The sequence below is a fragment of the Streptomyces sp. NBC_00328 genome (genome assembly GCF_036139655.1).
In the GTDB taxonomy this organism is placed as follows: Bacteria; Actinomycetota; Actinomycetes; order Streptomycetales; family Streptomycetaceae; genus Streptomyces.
Map to the genome: position 1 here is coordinate 858,585 of NZ_CP108013.1, position 17,769 is coordinate 876,353.

The 17,769-nt window shown below is 70.5% G+C and carries 19 protein-coding genes and 1 riboswitch; of the genes, 9 read left to right on the forward strand and 10 right to left on the reverse strand.

The features are described 5' to 3' along the window. Positions 1-15 precede the first annotated feature (15 nt). The 3 genes from OG485_RS03590 to OG485_RS03600 form a co-directional block, all read right to left on the reverse strand. Positions 16-1,041: an ABC transporter substrate-binding protein gene (locus OG485_RS03590; protein ID WP_328664427.1), complete on the reverse strand. Its 1,026-nt coding sequence runs from the start codon at positions 1,039-1,041 to the stop codon at positions 16-18. Positions 1,042-1,192: 151 nt separating this feature from the next. Beyond that, the gene (locus OG485_RS03595) at positions 1,193-2,092 is read right to left on the reverse strand and encodes an amino acid ABC transporter ATP-binding protein (protein ID WP_328664429.1); all 900 of its coding nucleotides are present in this window, start codon (positions 2,090-2,092) and stop codon (positions 1,193-1,195) included. After that, positions 2,089-3,093, reverse strand: a complete 1,005-nt coding sequence (locus OG485_RS03600) for an amino acid ABC transporter permease (protein WP_328664431.1) — start codon at positions 3,091-3,093, stop codon at positions 2,089-2,091. The genes OG485_RS03595 and OG485_RS03600 overlap by 4 nt, the downstream gene beginning before the upstream one ends. 487 nt (positions 3,094-3,580) lie before the next feature. Then, positions 3,581-3,725, forward strand: a riboswitch (SAM riboswitch). Between the two features lie 36 nt (positions 3,726-3,761). On the opposite strand from OG485_RS03600, the gene OG485_RS43910 reads away from it, so the two are divergent. Together OG485_RS43910 and OG485_RS03605 are read left to right on the forward strand one after the other, a co-directional pair. Beyond that, the gene (locus OG485_RS43910) at positions 3,762-3,827 is read left to right on the forward strand and encodes a putative leader peptide (RefSeq protein WP_351121255.1); all 66 of its coding nucleotides are present in this window, start codon (positions 3,762-3,764) and stop codon (positions 3,825-3,827) included. 111 nt (positions 3,828-3,938) lie between these two features. Next, positions 3,939-4,730: a glutathione S-transferase C-terminal domain-containing protein gene (locus OG485_RS03605; RefSeq protein ID WP_328664433.1), complete on the forward strand. Its 792-nt coding sequence runs from the start codon at positions 3,939-3,941 to the stop codon at positions 4,728-4,730. Between the two features lie 96 nt (positions 4,731-4,826). On the opposite strand, the gene OG485_RS03610 is transcribed toward OG485_RS03605, so the two are convergent. Next, positions 4,827-5,117 carry a hypothetical protein gene (locus OG485_RS03610; RefSeq protein ID WP_328664436.1) on the reverse strand — a complete coding sequence of 97 codons (291 nt, stop codon included), beginning with the start codon at positions 5,115-5,117 and terminating at the stop codon, positions 4,827-4,829. 391 nt (positions 5,118-5,508) lie between these two features. Here OG485_RS03610 and OG485_RS03615 point away from each other — a divergent pair, with 391 nt between their 5' ends. Further along, complete coding sequence (locus tag OG485_RS03615; RefSeq protein WP_328664438.1) at positions 5,509-6,783, forward strand: acyltransferase family protein; 1,275 nt, start codon at positions 5,509-5,511, stop codon at positions 6,781-6,783. A gap of 170 nt (positions 6,784-6,953) precedes the next feature. Here the strand turns inward: OG485_RS03615 and OG485_RS03620 are convergent, their stop codons facing one another. After that, entirely contained in the window at positions 6,954-7,187 is a 234-nt protein-coding gene (locus tag OG485_RS03620) for a hypothetical protein (protein WP_328664440.1), read from the reverse strand. A gap of 420 nt (positions 7,188-7,607) precedes the next feature. Here OG485_RS03620 and OG485_RS03625 point away from each other — a divergent pair, with 420 nt between their 5' ends. Then, positions 7,608-8,564, forward strand: coding sequence for an expansin EXLX1 family cellulose-binding protein (locus tag OG485_RS03625; RefSeq protein ID WP_328664442.1), 957 nt, complete (start codon positions 7,608-7,610; stop codon positions 8,562-8,564). Positions 8,565-8,626: 62 nt separating this feature from the next. On the opposite strand, the gene OG485_RS03630 is transcribed toward OG485_RS03625, so the two are convergent. The 5 genes from OG485_RS03630 to OG485_RS03650 form a co-directional block, all read right to left on the reverse strand. Beyond that, complete coding sequence (locus OG485_RS03630; protein ID WP_328664443.1) at positions 8,627-9,865, reverse strand: PP2C family protein-serine/threonine phosphatase; 1,239 nt, start codon at positions 9,863-9,865, stop codon at positions 8,627-8,629. 91 nt (positions 9,866-9,956) lie between these two features. After that, the gene (locus OG485_RS03635) at positions 9,957-10,715 is read right to left on the reverse strand and encodes an IclR family transcriptional regulator (RefSeq protein ID WP_328664446.1); all 759 of its coding nucleotides are present in this window, start codon (positions 10,713-10,715) and stop codon (positions 9,957-9,959) included. A gap of 401 nt (positions 10,716-11,116) precedes the next feature. After that, positions 11,117-11,575 carry a MarR family winged helix-turn-helix transcriptional regulator gene (locus OG485_RS03640; protein ID WP_328664448.1) on the reverse strand — a complete coding sequence of 153 codons (459 nt, stop codon included), beginning with the start codon at positions 11,573-11,575 and terminating at the stop codon, positions 11,117-11,119. 60 nt (positions 11,576-11,635) lie between these two features. Continuing rightward, positions 11,636-11,995, reverse strand: a complete 360-nt coding sequence (locus OG485_RS03645) for a DUF6204 family protein (RefSeq protein ID WP_328664451.1) — start codon at positions 11,993-11,995, stop codon at positions 11,636-11,638. A 104-nt stretch (positions 11,996-12,099) separates the two neighbouring features. Continuing rightward, positions 12,100-12,459, reverse strand: coding sequence for a hypothetical protein (locus OG485_RS03650; protein WP_328664453.1), 360 nt, complete (start codon positions 12,457-12,459; stop codon positions 12,100-12,102). 548 nt (positions 12,460-13,007) lie between these two features. Between OG485_RS03650 and sigK the strand changes: the two genes are divergently transcribed. The 5 genes from sigK to OG485_RS03675 all read left to right on the forward strand — a co-directional run bounded on the left by sigK (position 13,008) and on the right by OG485_RS03675 (position 17,703). Beyond that, the gene (sigK, locus tag OG485_RS03655) at positions 13,008-13,610 is read left to right on the forward strand and encodes an ECF RNA polymerase sigma factor SigK (protein ID WP_328664454.1); all 603 of its coding nucleotides are present in this window, start codon (positions 13,008-13,010) and stop codon (positions 13,608-13,610) included. Continuing rightward, complete coding sequence (locus OG485_RS03660) at positions 13,607-14,341, forward strand: anti-sigma factor (protein ID WP_328664456.1); 735 nt, start codon at positions 13,607-13,609, stop codon at positions 14,339-14,341. Before sigK ends, OG485_RS03660 begins: the two co-directional genes overlap by 4 nt. Before the next feature lie 199 nt (positions 14,342-14,540). Continuing rightward, entirely contained in the window at positions 14,541-15,386 is an 846-nt protein-coding gene (locus OG485_RS03665; RefSeq protein WP_328456558.1) for an MIP/aquaporin family protein, read from the forward strand. 33 nt (positions 15,387-15,419) lie between these two features. Continuing rightward, complete coding sequence (gene glpK / locus OG485_RS03670; protein ID WP_328664459.1) at positions 15,420-16,937, forward strand: glycerol kinase GlpK; 1,518 nt, start codon at positions 15,420-15,422, stop codon at positions 16,935-16,937. Positions 16,938-17,211: 274 nt separating this feature from the next. Continuing rightward, on the forward strand, positions 17,212-17,703 hold the full coding sequence (locus OG485_RS03675; protein ID WP_328664461.1) for a peptidylprolyl isomerase: 492 nt from the start codon (positions 17,212-17,214) through the stop codon (positions 17,701-17,703). The last annotated feature ends 66 nt before the right edge of the window (positions 17,704-17,769 follow it).

The following is a 17,769-nucleotide window of genomic DNA, read 5'->3' on the forward strand; positions in this document are numbered from 1 at the left end:
GGGCGCACGGTGGTTTCAGGAGTTGTCGAGCGGCAGGCCGGGCGGGTTGACCTGGGAGGTCTCCACCGCCTCGTCGGAGAGGTTCCAAGAGGCCAGCCACTTGCCGTACTGGCCGTTCTTGATCAGGTAGTTGATGGCATCGGCGACCGGCTTCGCGAGCCCGCTGTCCTTCTTCGCGGTGGCCGCGATCAGGCCCTGGATCGTCTCGCCCGCGCCGGAGAACTGGCCCGCGTTGCGGGTCGGGTGGGGGGACTTGGCGTTCTGGGTGGCGCGGTAGGCGACAGCCGGGTTGGGGCCGAAGAAGGAGTCGATCTTCCCGCTGTTCAGCGCCAGGGCCGTGGCGTTGTTGTCCTGGTAGTACTTGACGGTGAACGTCTTGCCCGCCTTGGCCAGCTTCGCCTTCCACTCCAGCAGGATCTTCTCCTGGTTGGTGCCGGCACCCACCGCGACGGTCTGGCCGGCCAGGTTCCGGTAGTCGCCGTCGAAGTTCCACGTGCTCTTCTTCAGGACCTCGAAGGCGAGGTTGTCCTGCCGGTACGAGGCGAACTCGTACTTCTTCTTGCGCTCCTCGGTGTCGGTGACGTTGGAGAAGGCGACGTCCACCTTGCCGCTGTCGACGCCGACGAACAGGTTCTCCCAGGTCGAGTTCTTCACGACCGGCTTCAGCCCGAGGACCGCGGCGACCAGCTTGCCGAGGTCGGGTTCGCTGCCGGTGAGCGTCTTCTGGTCCTCTCCGACGAAGTTCAAGGGCGGGGACCCGGCGGGCAGTGCGCCGATCCCCACCACCAACGTGCCTCTCTCGGCCACGGACTTGGGCAGCTCATCGCTGATCGACTTCACCTCGGAGACCTTCAGAGCGGTCTCCTTGGCGGCCCCGTTGGAGAGCGCGCCCACGGTCACGGTGCCGGCCGCGTCGGTCCGCGTGCGGGTGGCGGCGTCGCTGTCTCCCCCGCACGCGGCGAGAGAGGCCGCGAGGGAGGCGACGGCGGCGGTGGCGGCGACGCCGCGGAGGGCCTTGCGGTTCAGGCTGAAGGTGGGCATGGCTGTCCTTTATCGGGTGTGCGGTGAGAGATGTGGGGGAACGGTCCCGGCGGGCCGCCGAATCGGGGAGGAGTCGCCCCGCCGCGGGTCGGGGCGATGAGGCAGGAGCACCTCGGCGAGGGGTTTCCCGCTGTGCGTCGAGAGGCAGCGGTCAGAGCACCTTGCTCAGGAACTCTCTGGTGCGCGCTTCTCGCGGATGGTCCAACACCTGCTCGGGCGGGCCCTGTTCGACGATGCGGCCGCCGTCCATGAAGACCACCCGGTCGGCGATCTCGCGGGCGAAGCCGATCTCGTGGGTGACGATGACCAGCGTGGTGCCGCTGTGGGCCAGATCCTTGATGACGGCGAGGACCTCGCCGACCAGTTCGGGGTCGAGCGCCGACGTGGGTTCGTCGAAGAGGATGACTCCGGGCCGCAGGGCGAGCGCGCGGGCGATGGCCACGCGCTGCTGCTGACCGCCCGACAGCTGCCGGGGGTAGGCGGCCGCCTTGTCGGCCAGGCCCACCCGGGCGAGCAGATCGCGGGCCAGGTCCCGCGCCCCGGCCCTGGACAGCCGCCCGGTCGCCACCGGAGCGGCGGCCACGTTGTCCAGCACGGTCAGGTGCGGGAAGAGGTTGAAGTTCTGGAACACGAACCCGATCCGGCTGCGCTGGGCCAGGATGGCCCGCTCGCTCAGCTCCTTGAGACGGTCGCCGTGCCTGCGTACGCCGATGAGCTCACCGTTCAGGCTCACATGGCCGATCTCGGGCTTCTCCAGGTGGTTGATCACCCGCAGGAGGGTGGACTTTCCGGAGCCGGACGGGCCGAGGACGACCGTCACCTCGCCGGGCCGCACGGTCAACTCCACACCGTCCAGAACCCGTTGGGCTCCGTACCACTTGTGCACATCGTGCACCTCGACCGCGGCCGGCTCGACCTGGAGCGCTCCGGCGCTCTCGGCGGTCGCCGCGGCGTCCGCTGCCCGGGCGGAGGAGGCCGACGCCGCTTCCGCCGCGTCGGCGACCGGGGCCGTCCGAGTCCTCACTGTCTTCAGATGGGTCTCGCCGCTCATATCGCCGTCTCCCTCCGGAACCGGTCCCGCACGTCACGCAGACCGTTCCGCGCCTTCTGCAACGGGGTCGGCGGCAGGGTGCGCAGCGCGCCCCGCGAGTAGTACCGCTCGACATAGAACTGGATGACGGACACGACGCTGGTGAGGATCAGATACCAGGCGGTGGCCACGAGGAGCAGCGGCACGATGTCGCCGGGGTAGGTGCTGCCCATGCTCTGCACGGAGCCGAACAGGTCCAGCAGGGACACGTAGAAGACCAGCGAGGTGCCCTTGATCAGGCCGATCAGCTGGTTCACGTAGTTGGGGGTGATGGAGCGCAGTGCCTGCGGGAAGACGATCTTCGCGAACTGGTACCGCTTCGGCAGTCCCAGGGCGGAGGCCGCCTCGTGCTGGCCCTGGTCGACGGAGAGAAGGCCGCCGCGTACCACTTCGGAGGCGTACGCCGCTTCGTTCAGGCTCAGTCCTACGACGGCGACGGCCATGTCGGTGGCCAGGCGGGACTCGTCGAAGGTGAAAAAGGCCGGCCCGAACGGTACGCCCACGCTCAACGTCTGGTACAGCGCGCTGAAGTTGTAGAGGAACAGCAGGACCACGATCAGCGGCACCGACCGGAACAGCCAGGTGTAGACCCAGCTCACCGCGCGCAGCACCGGGCTTTGGGAGAGTCTGGCCAGAGCCAGCACGATGCCGCCGAGCAGTCCCAACACGGCGCTGTAGAGGGCCACTTCGAGGGTGATGAGCAGGCCGTCGAGAATGGTCGGGCGAAAGAACCAGTACTGGAACCGATCCCACTGGTAGAAGGGGTTGGTCACCAGGCCGTGAAGGATCTGGGCGACCAGCACGAGCACGACGGCCGTGATGATCCAGCGGCCGGGACGCCGGAGCGGAAGGACTCGCTGGGCCGCCAGGGGCCTGGGCGCGGCGGGGACGTCGGTACGGGGGATCGCCTCGGCGGGCGTCGCTGATCCCAAGGACACAGCGCTGCCGGGAGGTTGACTCATGGAGAGCTCCAGCGGATTCGGACACCCCGGACCACGGAGCGGCAGCGCAACGCCGGGCGGGACGGCTCGGTACGCGGCGAGGCGCGGGCACACGTGGAACGGGGGCTGGACGGGAAAGGACACATCGCGGCAGCGGTGGTCGTCGAAGACTCGAAGAGCCGTCAGCCCCTGGTCGTCAAAGACCCGAAGAGGCCGTCAGCCTCGGCTGAGGGAGCGACACATGCCCGTACAGAGGGCGCTGTTGACGCGCAGCAGGTCCACGGAGCGGTCGGCGCACAGCACATCGCGACCGAGGCGCCGCCATGCGGCCGTCCCGTCAGCTGTGTGCATCGCCGTCACCATTTCTACTCCGGCCGAAAAGGCATCCTGTGGTGGGCCGCAGGTTAGGCCCGTCCCGAAAACAATGTCAATGCGGGTGACCACCAGGTGAGACCGTGCGTGCGGCCTTCTTGACGGCGCAACAGAGCGCACCGAGACTGGCATGGACGGTCACGATTGTCAGCGCCGATGGCGCGGGTTCGCCCGCTCCGTCGGTCATCGGCCCCGGCCCGCTGACAGGCAACCCTTCCACCGCGACGGGGTGCCCCGGGTGACGACCGGGTCCCGCCGGTGCGGCGGGGCAAGCGTGGTCTCGCGTCTCGCGAGCCCCGGAGTCGGGACCGGTGGGAATGCCAAGGAACGGCTTGACGAGGCGCCTGCACATCGATCTGTTGCGTGTCTCCAGCGCTTACTGATCCGCTGCCGGTCCGTGCGATCCGGACCGGTGCGACCAGCGCAGTCAATCCGCATTCGGCCGCCGGTGCCCACAAAGCGGCGGTGGCTTCCTTCTTCCCCCAGGGAGAGTCATGCCCGAGACAGCTTCGCGCACGTCCAGCACAGCCGACGCACGCCCCTGTGAGCAGATTTCGTTCCCCTCGACCCTTCGCCTCCAGCCGGCAACGACACCGTCCGCCCTCCCCCACCGCGTCGACAGCCGCATCGGTGTCGGTCTCGCCGGCGGCTTCTACCCGGCTCCACACCGCTACGAGCTGTATCTGTCGCGGAGTTGTCCGTTCTCGCTGCGTATCGCCATCACCCTCGAGCTGCTCGGCCTGCGGGACTCGGTCGCCACCACGCTCATGGAAGACCCCGCGCGGACACCCGACGCCTTCGCCTCACTGCGCCGCGCCTACGAGGCCACCGCGTATCACTTCGACGGACCGCTCACCGTTCCCGCCCTGTGCGACCGGTGGAGCGGACGCATCGTCAGCAACCACTCGCCCGCCATCCTCCGCGATCTGGCCGGACTGTTCTCCGGTCACACCACGACGAGCCCCTCCGCGCTCTGCCCTCCGTCCCTCGCCGCCGACATCGAAGCCCTCCGCGATCTGCTCGACCGCGATGTCACCCCGTCCGCCCCGGCCTCGGAGCTCGCGGCTGCCCTGGAACTGTTGGACTGCCAACTCGCCTCCAGGCCCTACGTGTTGGGTGATTCCCTCACGGCGGCTGACGTGGACGTATGGACGGCTCTGACCGGGCTGGGCCCCTGCGACGCCCTCCGCTCGCGTCCCCGGCTCCTGGACTACGTACGCCGTCTCGGCGATCACCCCGCCTTCCGGCACGGCAGTGATGTGGTGCCCCTGGCGGCGGACGTCTGACGCTCCCGCCGTAACCGGGCCTGCCGGGCAGTCGGACGGTAACTCCCGCGGACGGCGAGCGCCGGGCCGGAAACACCGGCCCGGCGGCCGCGCGGATCACTCGCGCGGAACCAGCAGAATGCTCACGCCCTTCAGGGTGGAGGCCCAGAGCCGGCCCTGCTCCAGGACCTCGCGCCCCGGGCCCAGAATCTGCTCCTGGAGGATCAGCGCCGACTCGCGGAGTTCCTCCCACGGCTCCGGCACCTCGAAGGCACGCCGGGACCGCTCCACGGAGCCGATCAGGGCCCGGCAGGCCGCCTCGACGTCCGCGACGTTCTGGCCGGCCGATCCGACACCCTCGAGCGACCAGGTCATCCACAGGCGGCCCATGGCATCACTCTGTCCCATCCCCGGATACGACGCATGCCCGATGCCACCGCTCGCCGCCGCGGCCCTCCTCTCCAGGCCGCCAGAAGCCGGACCAAACCCTGCGTCCCGTAAAGCCGACGAGCCGGGCAACGCCTAGCCACAGATCCGCGGTGGGCTCCGCAACCCGATCGGCCTACGCGTCGCCGGAACACGCTGCCGACCGGCGCGTAGGCAATCCCGGCGAAAGCCGTCTCCTCAGGGCGTGTCCCGTACCGCGCCGCGGCTTGTCCGCACTTCGATGTGGATTCCAGGGCCTCGCGAGCCGAGCGCCGGCAAGCCGCGGACCGGGCCGCCCCGCCCGCCGTACCCGCTTCCCGGCCGGCCCGGCGGACCCGTCACCCCACAGGACCCGGTCCAGGCAGGCAGCTCCATGGAACCCGCACCTCCCGTTCCCCGGCCGCTCTCACACCGGTCATCCCCGGCGTCAGGTCCACCCGCGTCCGGCGGCTCCGCCGGTCCCCCACGGCTGGGCTGGCTGGACGCCCTGCGCGGGATCGCCGCCCTCCTCGTGGCGGTCGACCACTCGTCGTACGCCTTCATGGCGGAGTTCCGTGAGCAGCTGCTGCCCCAGCTGAACATCGGCCGGTACGGCGTCATGGTGTTCTTCCTGGTGAGCGGCTACGTCATCCCCGCCTCGCTCGAGCGCCGGGGCTGTGTGAGGACCTTCTGGATCGGGCGGGCCTTTCGCGTCTATCCGCTGTGGGCCGCCGTGGTGGGCTCGGTCCTCGCGCTGGATCTGCTGGGCGTCGCGCACCTGGGCGCTCGCTTCGACGGGCGGAATCCCGTCACGGTGGCCGTCGCGCACGTCACCCTGCTCCAGGAACTGCTGGGGACACCGAGTGTCGTCCTCGTCCTGTGGACGCTGTCGTACGAGCTGGCGTTCTACCTGCTGGTCGTCGCCCTGTTCACGCTCCGGCTGCACCGGCGCTCGGCGACGGTCGCGATGACTCTGGGAGCGCTGGCCGCCGTGAGCGCGACGGCGGCGTTCGTGCCGCGGGCGTCGGCGCTCTCGTCCGCGGTCGGTACGGGCCCGCTCGTCGCACTCGCCGCGACGGCGCTGGTGGTCGCCGTCCTCTGCGGAAGTTCCGCGACGTCCGCGCTGCGTGTGCCGGGGGCCGTGGCGGGAGGCGTCCTCGCGCTGGTCCTGGTCCCCTTCAACGGCACCGTTCCCCTCTGGGAAGGCCTGGTGATCCTGGCGGTGATATTCCTCGGCACCGCCGTCCGTCGGGCGCAAAGCGGTGAGATCACCTGGCCGTGCGCGGCCCGCACCGCCGCCGTCGTGCTGATCTGCGCCGTGGGCAGTGCGTACGAGCACGGCGCGGCGGCCCACTTCGCGCGGCGCGGCTGGATCACCGCCTTCCTGCTGGCCGTACTCACCTTCGGCGTGGCCCTCGCGCTGCGCCGCCGGAGATTTCCGCGCGCGCTGACCTGGCTGGGGACGGTCAGCTACTCGGTGTACCTGGTGCATCCGGCCCTGCTGGCGGTGAGCGACAGTGTGATCGGCCGGTACCGGCACGACAGACCCGTACTCGAAGCGGCGTTCCTCGCCGTGCTGCTGCCGTTGGCCGCGCTGACCCATCACCTCGTCGAGGTTCCGGGGCAGGCCCGGGGCCGGAAACGGATCCGCCGCATGCGTTCGACGTGACCGACCGCGCTCCGCAGCTCGGCGACCGAAGGCCTTCAGGGCGCGGACGTCAGCGGGCTCGAGGTCTCGGCCCGGTGCTGCTGCCAGGTGCTCATGGACACCCGACAGCAGCACGGGAGCATCAGGCCATGCGCTGGAGATCGAACTCGTCGGAGGAGCCGGGCTCCGGATCAGACGTTCGGTGACTGGCCGAGGGCCGCACCGTTGGCCGCTCCGTACGAGTTCACCTGGCTGCTCTGGGTGAGGGTCTTGCCGAAGCACACCGACCAGGAGTTCGCCCCGACCCCCGATGACTCGCACGCCCAGTCGCCCAGGTACGTGCCGGAGGAGGTGTACAGGTCCATGGCTGCTGTCGCACCGTAGAGGCTGGATCGGTTGTTGCGCACGATTACTGCCGCCTGCACCCCGCCTCCGCCCGACGACCTGATGGCACAGACCTGCGCGAGCACATTGGTGGCGACCGTCTCAGTGCCGGCGCAACGCCATGTGCTGGAGCTCGAAGTGATCGGATTCGTGTTGCCGTAAGCACGCCAGGCGCCGGCGTCCGTAGCTGCGGCGGGGCCGGCGGTCGCCAGACTCAGCCCGAGAACGGCCGTGACGGCGACTGTTAACCCCGCGCCCATTCGTGTAGCTCGCATGCCGATCCCTCCCTCACTACGACCCCCTGGTCGCGGATAAGTCATGAACATGACAGGTAGTGGTCATGACAGGAAGGTCGGTTCGGCCGACGCCATGAGACGCACCGCCCCGCCCACGGCAACCTTTTCGCTTCCGGCGGCCACTGACGGACACATCACCGGCTCGATCCTCCGAACGGAATGCGCATGAAGGAAACGAGACAGGCCGCGCGACGGCGCGGACGTCGGCGGACGCTGTGGGCCCTCACCCCGGTCGCCCTGGTCGCGGTCGGTGCTCTGGTCTGTCTGGCCGTGGCGTTCCGGCCCGGCCACCAGGCCGATACCGGACAGACGGCGGCCTCGACCGCCACCGCTTCCCTGGGGACCGCGGCTCCCGGCCGGGGGTCCTCGGCCGGATCGACGTCCCCGACGGCGACCCGGTCGCCCGGCTCGGCCGTCTCCCCGGCCGTGACGGCGCGCCCCTCCACGGCGTCGGCGCGGCCGTCGGCCCCGGACGCCTCCCGGATCACGGCGACGACGGCCTCGTTGGCGGGACGGATCCGCCCGGGGATCGGCTACCGGGGAGTGGCGACCACGTACGACGCCGGAACCGGCGACGGCGCCTGCTCCTACGGTCCGAGCGACGATCTCATGACGGCGGCGATGAACCACACGGACTACGAGACGTCCAAGGCGTGCGGGGCCTACGTACTGGTGCGCGCGGCCGGCGGCGCGACCGTCACGGTCCGGATCACCAACGAATGCCCGACGGGCTGCGCCCCCGGGCAGCTCGACCTCAGCGCACAGGCGTTCGCCCGGCTCGCGAACCCGGTGGCCGGCCGGATCCCGGTCACCTGGAAGCTGCTGAGCCCCGGCGATTCCGGCACGGTCGCGCTCCGCTACAAGACCGGCTCCAGCCGCTATTGGTGCGCGGTCCAGGTGATCGGCCACCGGAACCCGGTGGCCCGGCTGGAACTGCGCGCCGACGGCGGATGGCGGCGGCTGCCTCGCACCGACTACAACTACTTCCTCGCCGAGGACGGCGGCGGGTGCGGCGGCACGATCAGGATCACCGACATCTACGGTGAACGCCTGACCGTCGACGGCATAGCGGTGCGCCCCGGCACCCCGCAGACGACCCGGCTCCAGTTCGCCCGGCACTGAGGAGTGCGCCCCGTCTCACGCTGGGGGCGCGTCCGAGGGGAAGGCGTCCTCTCCGGGACGGCCTACTCCGCGCTCCTGCCGCAGCGCACACCCGCGGCAGGCGGCCGGGGCGGAGAGGGAACGGTGACGGGGCCACCGCCCGCGGCCACCGCCGGCCCCTGCTCGACGGAGGCCGGCATACGGAGCAGCAGCAGGGCCGCGTCGTCGTGCAGCCGGCCGCCCACATGGGCCTGGAGCTCGGCGTCGAGCGCGGCGAGCGTGGAGGCCGGCTCGTCGGACACGTGCCGTGCCAGCCCTTCCGCGAGCGCGTAGAACTCCCGGCCGTGGTCGCGGGCCTCGGTGACGCCGTCCGTGTACAGCAGGAGCTGATCGCCGGCGGTGAGCGGCAGCACCTGGAGGCTCGGGGTCTCCCCCGTCAGGGCCCGCAGCCCGAGCGGCGGAGCGGGATCGACGGGGTCGACCGACGAGACGCTCCCGGACGCGCGGACATGAAGCGGAGGCGCGTGTCCGCAGTTGACGACCTCCAGCCGGCCCGGTTCCGGGTACCCGGCGACCACAGCGGTCACGAAGTCGTCGTGGTCCAGGTTGCGCGCCAGACTCCGCTCGATCCGGGCGACGACGGTGAGGAGGTCGGGCTCGTCGTAGGCCGCCTCACGGAAGACACCGAGCACGAGCGCGGCCGTGCCCACGGCCGGCAGCCCCTTGCCCCGGACATCGCCGATGATCATGCGGACCCCGTACGGCGTGGGCACCAGCGCGTAGAGATCCCCGCCGATCCGGGCCTCGGCCGCGGCGGCGCTGTAGCGGACGGCCACCTGGAACGGTCCGACACTCGACGGTATGGGTGCGAGCAGAGCGTGCTGGGCGGCCTCCGCGACGGAGCGGACGGCCGCGAGGACCCGCTCCCGGCGCCAGCGCAGCGCGCTGGCCAGGGCGCTCGCCAGCGTGACGGCCGCCAGGGCGGACAGGACGGCCATGAGCTCGGCACCCGGAACGCCGTCCCGGATGCCGAGCACCGCGCTCAGCGCCGCGGCCAGCAGCCCGACGCACAGAACTCCGAACGGCCGGCTGGTGGTGGCGGCCAGCGCGGGCCCTGCGGCCAGCAGCGGCAGCCAGATGATCCCCGCGCCCCCGGCCAGGTCGACGAGCACGATGGCAGCGACGACCAGTAAAGGCAGCACCGGGGTGCCGAAGGCCAGATGGGCGGCGCGCTTGCGGACCGCCGCCCCGGAACCGACGCCCCCGTTCCGGAACGTCCGTTTCGGCCAGTGCTCGCTACCGTGCTCTCGGGCCTGACTCATATTCGTCCGCAGTCCTCACCTGGGTTCATCCCTGAAATGTCCGGTTGATCCAGGAAAGACGTTCGAGGCGTGATCCACAAGCACGGAGATTTCAGATAGTGAGTGACAGGCCCCTGGTGACCCGGTTCGCGGTCGGGATCAGTCGCTTCAGGACTTGGTCGAGCCGGGACAGCTGCGCGGCGGGGAGCGAGACGCCGAGCGAGCCGAGCGTGTCCCCGCTGTGGACGGGTACGGCGACGCAGACCGTACCGAGAGCGTACTCCTCCAGGTCCGTGACGGCCGGGGCCATCGGCGACGAGGCCAGGTGGCGCAGCAGTTGCCGCCGGCTGGTGATGGTCCGCGGGGTGAGGTCGGCGAGGCTGTGCCGGGCGAGGTAGTCGTTGCGGGACTCCTCGTCCAGCTCCCGCAGCACGGACTTGCCCAGTGCGGTGGCATGCCCGGCGTCCTCGAAGCCGACCCACAGGTCGACCCGGGGGGCCCGGGGCCCGTCGACGATCTCGGCGACCCTGATCTCACCGTCCTCGTAGAAGGTGAGGTAGGCGGCCGAGGCGAGTTCGTCCCGCAGAGCGGCGAGCGTGGGGCGGACGCGGCTGAGCAGTTCCTGCCCGCGGCCCTGCGTCCGCAGCGTCTGCATCTTGTCGCCCAGGATGAACCCGCCGTCGTCGAGTTTGCGGATGTATCCGTCGTGGACGAGGGTCCGGAGCAGGTGATAGGCGGTGGCCAGCGGCAGCTCGGTCTCGCGCGCCAGTTGTTTGGCGGGCGCACCGTTCTCGTGCGCGCTCACCGCCTCCAGCAGGCGGAAGGCCCGCTGAACGGAGGTGATGAGCGTGGGCCCGTCGCGAGCTCCCATGCCACCAGAGTGCGCCGAGGTCACGGCACAGGCAAGGCGCCACCGGATCCGGTGATCGTCGCGGTGAACGTCAGAACGCCCTCCCGGGCCTCCGGGCCGCTGTTGCCGTGAGGACCGGCGGACGGGAGCCGAGGGCGGCCGAGGACGAGGCACCGGCCGGGAGCCGAGGGCCGCCGCGGGACGAGGCAGGCTACTCGGGGTCACGGTCCCCGCCGAGGGGCGAGGCAGGGTTACCCCGTGTACGTGTCCCGGGTCACCACTGCTTCGCAGCCTCGGTCACGGTCCATCGATTCCGGGACCGCCGGTGATCCCCGATGACCCCCGGGACCGCCCGGGTGACGGCGGCCACGGCGGGGGCGCCGGTCCCGGGCGGGGCGTCCCGCCCGGGACCGCCCGCGGCTTCAGGAGCCGCCGGACGCGCGGCGGGTGAACCCGGTACCGCCGAGCCGGCCGAGGAGACCGGCGAGCCGCGTCGTCTCCTCCGCGGTCCACGCCGGCTCCGCGAAGACCTCCTCGGCGACCCGCTCCGCCGTGACGAGCATCTCCGCCAGGCGTTCCCGGCCGGTCTCCGTGAGGGCCGCGTAGGCAACCCGCGCGTCACGGGCGTCCGGGTCCCGCCTGACCAGGCCGATGCGCTCCAGCGGTACGAGTCCCCGGGTGACACCGGAGGCGGTCAGCCCCAGCGCCTCCGCCAGATCCACCCGGCGCATGCGGTCTCCTGGGGCCTCGGACAGACGCAGCAGCATCGTGAAGTCGGCCAGGCTCACTCCGTGCAGTCCGCCGAGGCTCACGTCGAACCGCTTCACCAGGGCGGCCTGCGCCCGCACCAGACGCAGTGCCGCGTCCAGCCCTTTACTCATTGACATCTCCTTGACTACTCAAGCATATGGGGAGCGCAAGCCACCCTTGACGTACGCGGATCAGGGGGTGTTCTGCGCGATGGCCCGCCGCTGCCGTTTACCGAGGGGCGCCTGGGAGAGATCCTCGGCCTGCGACTTGAGCCGCTTGAAGCCGTAGCCGCGCTCGGCGAGCCAGGCCGTCGCGGCGGCCTCGGCCCGTTCGACGGCCTCCAGGATGTCCTCCTCCGCCTCCCCCGAGTCCAGGAAGCGGAAGGTGAAGGCCGGGCGGGCGGCCACGTCGTAGCTGAGGTGCCCCTCGGGCGTGAAGGCCGCCCGAAGGACGTCGCGTTCCGCCGCGTGCGCCAGCAGATCGGCACGCTGGTCGGCGCCGAGCCCGTCGAAGACACCGCGAACGGTGATGCGGAATGTGCGTGTGGTCATCCGACGAGCCTAACCAACGGGATCGGCCCCGTTCCACCGCGTTTCCCGAGGGACGGACCGGGGCGGGGTCACCGCACCCGGTCCTCACACCTCGGCCGGAGCGCTCAGTGGCCGTGGTGATGGTGGCAGTCCCAGTGGGCCTTGACCCACACGTGGTCCCAGTGACCGGGCACGTAGACCCACTGCTTCACCCAGCCGTGGCTGTGGTGACCGTGGTGCCAGGAGTCCTGGTGGACCCACTTCTTGACCCAGTGTCCGGGCACCCACTTCTTCTCCCAGTGGCCCTTCTTCCACTCGCAGCGGTCGTGGTGACCGTGGTGGTCGGCTGTAGCCACCGAAGGCGTGGACGTCGGGGCCGGGGCCGCGGCGGCGGTACCGGACATGCCCAGAGCGGCACCTCCGGCCAGCAGGCCTGTCGCGGCCGCACCGGCGAGCAGTCGCCGGGCGCTGATGCGTGTGGTCATCGGACTCACCTCCCTCGCAATGTGATGGACGTGCGCCACGGGGGCCGCTGTCCGGGAAGTTCACGCCGAAGCTGACGGTGCGTTTCCAGGCCCTCGATGCGCGGGACATAGGGCATTCGGAGCAACGAAAGGTACGTATGAGGATAGACCTATGTAAGTTTTTGGTACGAGTTTTCGGGAGCGGGCGAACGGGGCGGCTCCGTCGGTGACCGGCACCGGCCCATGATCGGCCCGTCACCGGCCCGGCACCGGGAAACACGTCGGCGCCCCGGCCCATCCGCGGGCCGGGTGGCCACGAATACACGGTGACGGGACCCCTCCCGTCCGCGGGACGCCCGCCGGACGCGCCGGCCACCGACCGCGTACGTACCGAACGCCATGCTTGCCGAACGCCACGCTTGCCGAACGCGCGGCCGACGCGGGCTCACCTGCCCGACGCCCAGCGCGCGGCCCGTCGGCGAACGGCCGCCTCGCGCTGCGAAGGAGACCGCCACGACGGAGAGTCGAGCCGGACGGGCCAGGCGAGAAGGAAGCAACGGACGGATTCTGTGAGCGATGCCAAGACCGGCCGGGACGGACACGGTTCGCGACGGCACCCATCGGCGGACACGTGGCTGGACGCCCGGCTCGAGCGCGCCGCGCAGGGCGACCAGGACGCGTTCGCCGACGTGTACGACACCCTCGCGCGGCCGGTCAAGGGCCTGATCTGCCGCGTACTGCGGGACGAGGCACAGGCCGAGGAGGTGACCCAGGACGTGATGGTGGAGATCTGGCGGACCGCCGACCGCTATCGCCCGGACCTCGGTACCGCCCGGGGATGGGTCCTGACCCTCGCGCACCGGCGGGCCGTCGACCGGGTCCGGCACGTCCAGGCCAGTACGGCACGGGAGCGGCGCAGCGCCCTGCTCGCGGAGGACCGTCCCTTCGACGAGGTGGCCGAGGCCGTGGAGCGGCACGAGGAGCACGATCGTGTGCAGCGCTGTCTCGCCGACCTGGAACGGCATCAGCGCGTACCGCTGGTGCTCGCCTACTACCAGGGCATGACCTACCTGGAGGTGGCCGCCTGTCTGGCCACCCCGGCGGGCACCGTGAAGTCCAGGATGCGCACAGGGCTGCGCCTGCTCCGCAGCTGTCTGGAGGAAGGCCGATGACGGCCGCCGAAGATCCCCACCAGTTCGTCGGCGCGTACGTCCTGCACGCCCTGCCGGCGGCGGAGGAAGCCTCCTTCGAGAACCATCTCGCCGGCTGCGCCGCGTGCCGGGAGGAGGTGGCGGAACTGTCCGAGGTCACGCTGCGACTGGCCTCGGCCCAGGACGCGACTCCGTCCCCCGAACTGCGCCGGGACGTCCTCGAACGGATCGCCCGCACCCGCCAGGAGCGACTCCCGCGCGCCGTTCCGGTTCGCCGGCGGGCGCTGCGGGCGGCCCTGGCCGCGTGCCTGGCTCTCGTGGCCGCGCTCGGTGGGGTCGCCGTCTGGCAGCACACCGAGGCGGACGAGGCACGCGGCGAAGTCACCGTGAGGAAGGCACAGGCCTCCGTCCTCACCGGCCTCCTGACGGCCCGGGACGCCACGATCAGCACCCAGAAGCTGAGCAACGGGGCCGACATCGGCGTCGTCGCCTCCCGTTCCCAGGGCCGGGCGGCCTTCATCGCCTCGGACCTGCCCCGCCTCGGGAACGATCAGGTCTACGAACTCTGGTACGCCGCGAAGTCCGGCGGCCTCCGCCCGGCGGGCCTGCTCCCCGGTTCCGGCGGCGGGCACGCCCAACTGCTCCACGGCTCCCTGGACGACGTCGGCGCCGTAGGCATCACGGCCGAACCGGCGGGCGGATCGCGGCAGCCGACGAGCGATCCGCTCGGCATCGTCACGGTGCCCGCCTGACGTGCTCCCGGGTCCACGTCCGCCACCGCGGGCACCCGTCGCCCCAGGCCGCACCACATCCCCGAGTCGCCTGATATGACGCAGTAAAACAGGATAGTTTACTTTTGATGCGATTAGCTCTTGATCACTCTATGCTGAGGTGAGGGGGGCTCGGGCGGCGGTCAACAGCCGGTCCCTGACCGGCGGGAAGCGGGCTTCCATGACTGATCGGTTGAAAAGGTCGGGGCTGATCGGCGAGTTGTCCGGTGAGTTCCTCGGCACCATGATTCTCATCCTGTTCGGGTGCGGCGTGGTGGCCCAAGTGGTCGCCGGCGGCGCGCTCACGACGCCGCCGGGCGGTCTGGGGAACCACGACAGCATCGCGTGGGCCTGGGGCATCGGCGTCACCATGGGCGTCTACGTCGCGGCACGCCTGAGCGGCGCCCATCTCAACCCCGCGGTGACCCTCGCCCTCGCCACGTTCAAGGGCTTCCCGTGGCGCAAGGTGGCGCCCTACGTGGTGGCGCAGACCATCGGCGCCTTCGTGGCCGCGCTGATCGTGCGCTGGAACTACACGGAGGCCCTGGCCAAGGCCGACCCCGGCCACACCATCAAGACCCAGGGCGTGTTCTCCACACTGCCCGCCAACGGCAACCCGAACCTGCCGGTCCACGAATGGGGCGCGTTCCGCGACCAGATCATCGGAACCGCCATCCTGCTCCTGGTGATCTTCGCGGTCACGGACCTGCTCAACACCCCGCCCGGCGCGAACCTGGGCCCGTTCGTCATCGGTCTGCTCGTCGTGGGCATCGGCATGGCGTGGGGAACCCTCGCGGGCTACGCGATCAACCCGGCCCGTGACTTCGGTCCGCGCCTGGCCAGCTTCCTCACGGGCTACGGAGGGGCCTGGCGAGATCAGTACGGCAACTTCTACTTCTGGGTGCCGATCATCGGTCCATTCATCGGTGGTGTGCTCGGCGCCGGCATCTACAAGCTCTTCATCGGCAGGTTCCTGCCGACGGCGGAGCCCGAACCGCCGGGACGCATCCCGCCTTCCGAGTCCTGACTCCCGCAACACCCACAGCAGAGGCGGCAACCCATGGCTGACTTCGTGGGCGCGGTGGACCAGGGGACCACCAGCACCCGATTCATGATCTTCGACCACGCGGGCAACGAGGTGGCGAAGCACCAACTGGAACACGCCCAGATCCTTCCGCGCTCCGGGTGGGTCGAGCACGACCCGGTGGAGATCTGGGAACGCACCAACTCGGTGATCCAGAACGCCCTGCGGCACAAGAACCTGACCGCGGAGGACCTGGCGGCGATCGGCATCACCAACCAGCGGGAGACCACCGTGGTGTGGGACCCGCGCAACGGCCGGCCCTACTACAACGCCATCGTCTGGCAGGACACCCGGACGGATTCCATCGCCGCGGCACTGGAGCGTGACGGCCGGGGCGACGTCATCCGCCGCAAGGCGGGGCTGCCGCCGGCGACCTACTTCTCCGGCGGCAAGATCCAGTGGATCCTGGAGAACGTCGACGGGGTCCGGGAAGCGGCGGAGCAGGGACACGCGCTGTTCGGCAACACCGACGCCTGGGTCCTGTGGAACCTGACCGGCGGTCCCGACGGCGGTATCCACGCCACCGACGTGACCAACGCCAGCCGCACCATGCTCATGGACCTCGAGACCCTCGACTGGGACGACGAGCTGCTGGGCTTCTTCGGGGTGCCGAGGGCCATGCTGCCCAGCATCAACCCCTCGTCCGACCGCGAGGCGTACGGCACGGCACGCACCTCCAGGCCACTGCGCGCCGCCGTCCCCATCACCGGGGTGCTCGGCGACCAGCAGGCGGCCACCGTCGGGCAGGTCTGCTACGCGCCCGGCGAGGCCAAGAACACGTACGGCACCGGCAACTTCCTGGTCCTCAACACCGGTACGGAACTGGTCCGTTCAGAGCACGGCCTGCTGACCACCGTCGCCTACCGGTTCGGCGGCGAGCCCGCCGTCTACGCGCTGGAGGGTTCCATCGCGGTCACCGGATCCGCGGTGCAGTGGCTGCGCGACCAGATGAAGATCATCACGGACGCGGCCGGGAGCGAGACGCTGGCCCGCACGGTGGAGGACAACGGCGGGATGTACTTCGTCCCGGCGTTCTCCGGCCTGTTCGCCCCGTACTGGCGTTCCGACGCCCGTGGCGCGATCGTCGGACTCGCCCGGTACAACAGCAACGCCCACCTGGCCCGTGCGACGCTGGAGGCGATCTGTTACCAGAGCCGCGATGTCGTCGAGGCGATGGAGCAGGATTCCGGAGTCCATCTCGACGTGCTCAAGGTCGACGGCGGTGTGACCGCCAACGACCTGTGCATGCAGATCCAGGCCGACGTCCTCGGCGTCCCCGTGAGCCGGCCCGTCGTCGCCGAGACCACCGCGCTCGGCGCCTCGTACGCGGCCGGTCTGGCCACCGGCTTCTGGCGCGACACCGACGAACTGCGCACCCACTGGCAGGAGTCCAAGCGCTGGGAGCCCCAGTGGTCGGAGGACCGGCGCCAACAGGGGTACGCGGACTGGAAGAGGGCGGTGGAGCGGACGCTCGACTGGGCGAAGGTGGAATAGCCGGTCACACCGGTGGCCGGCGGGTGCTCCGTCCAGCGCCTGACCTTGTCCTGCCGGGGCCCAACGCACCTCCGAGGGGTCTCATGTGCAGTCGCGAACCAGGATGCCCCGGCCCGGACCTCGGTGTCCCTGTATTTCCGGGGTCCGTGTCACGACCGGCCCGCCCTCGCGCGCGGGCGGGCCACACGCCGAATGATCACCCCCGGTCACGCACCCACCCTCTCGGCTTCTCTATGCTCGGGGGCGAACATTCGCATCCATGAGGAGCAGAGCAATGAGCGAGAACGTCTACTTCGACGTCACGGCAAACGGCGAGCCGCTGGGCCGCATCGAGTTCAAGCTCTACGACGACGTCGTCCCGAAGACCGCGAAGAACTTCCGTGAGCTCGCCACCGGCGCCCACGGTTTCGGTTACAAGGGCTCGCCGTTCCATCGCGTCATCCCTGACTTCATGCTCCAGGGCGGCGACTTCACGCGGCAGAACGGCACGGGCGGCAAGAGCATCTACGGCGAGAAGTTCGCGGACGAGAACTTCCAGCTGAAGCACACCAAGCCGGGTCTGCTGTCGATGGCCAACGCGGGCCCGAACACCAACGGCTCGCAGTTCTTCATCACGACCGTCGTCACCGGCTGGCTGGACGGCAAGCACGTCGTCTTCGGTGAGGTCGTCAAGGGCATGGACGTGGTGCAGGCGATCGAGAAGCTCGGCAGCGGCAACGGCGCCACCTCCAAGAAGATCGTCATCTCCGACAGCGGCACCGTCTGAGCGGTCCGGCAGCCGGTCCCGGGTCTCTCCCGCGGACCCGTGCCGACGGGGGTGGCGGGTCCATCA

What these genes read in the sequence shown, in the direction of transcription:
- OG485_RS03590 (WP_328664427.1), bottom strand. Translation starts at nt 1,041, where the DNA reads ATGCCCACCTTCAGCCTGAACCGCAAGGCCCTCCGCGGCGTCGCCGCC.
- OG485_RS03595 (WP_328664429.1), bottom strand. Translation starts at nt 2,092, where the DNA reads ATGAGCGGCGAGACCCATCTGAAGACAGTGAGGACTCGGACGGCCCCG.
- OG485_RS03600 (WP_328664431.1), bottom strand. Translation starts at nt 3,093, where the DNA reads ATGAGTCAACCTCCCGGCAGCGCTGTGTCCTTGGGATCAGCGACGCCC.
- OG485_RS03605 (WP_328664433.1), top strand. Translation starts at nt 3,939, where the DNA reads ATGCCCGAGACAGCTTCGCGCACGTCCAGCACAGCCGACGCACGCCCC.
- OG485_RS03610 (WP_328664436.1), bottom strand. Translation starts at nt 5,117, where the DNA reads ATGGGACAGAGTGATGCCATGGGCCGCCTGTGGATGACCTGGTCGCTC.
- OG485_RS03615 (WP_328664438.1), top strand. Translation starts at nt 5,509, where the DNA reads ATGGAACCCGCACCTCCCGTTCCCCGGCCGCTCTCACACCGGTCATCC.
- OG485_RS03625 (WP_328664442.1), top strand. Translation starts at nt 7,608, where the DNA reads ATGAAGGAAACGAGACAGGCCGCGCGACGGCGCGGACGTCGGCGGACG.
- OG485_RS03630 (WP_328664443.1), bottom strand. Translation starts at nt 9,865, where the DNA reads ATGAGTCAGGCCCGAGAGCACGGTAGCGAGCACTGGCCGAAACGGACG.
- OG485_RS03635 (WP_328664446.1), bottom strand. Translation starts at nt 10,715, where the DNA reads ATGGGAGCTCGCGACGGGCCCACGCTCATCACCTCCGTTCAGCGGGCC.
- OG485_RS03640 (WP_328664448.1), bottom strand. Translation starts at nt 11,575, where the DNA reads ATGAGTAAAGGGCTGGACGCGGCACTGCGTCTGGTGCGGGCGCAGGCC.
- OG485_RS03645 (WP_328664451.1), bottom strand. Translation starts at nt 11,995, where the DNA reads ATGACCACACGCACATTCCGCATCACCGTTCGCGGTGTCTTCGACGGG.
- OG485_RS03650 (WP_328664453.1), bottom strand. Translation starts at nt 12,459, where the DNA reads ATGACCACACGCATCAGCGCCCGGCGACTGCTCGCCGGTGCGGCCGCG.
- OG485_RS03660 (WP_328664456.1), top strand. Translation starts at nt 13,607, where the DNA reads ATGACGGCCGCCGAAGATCCCCACCAGTTCGTCGGCGCGTACGTCCTG.
- OG485_RS03665 (WP_328456558.1), top strand. Translation starts at nt 14,541, where the DNA reads ATGACTGATCGGTTGAAAAGGTCGGGGCTGATCGGCGAGTTGTCCGGT.
- glpK (WP_328664459.1), top strand. Translation starts at nt 15,420, where the DNA reads ATGGCTGACTTCGTGGGCGCGGTGGACCAGGGGACCACCAGCACCCGA.
- OG485_RS03675 (WP_328664461.1), top strand. Translation starts at nt 17,212, where the DNA reads ATGAGCGAGAACGTCTACTTCGACGTCACGGCAAACGGCGAGCCGCTG.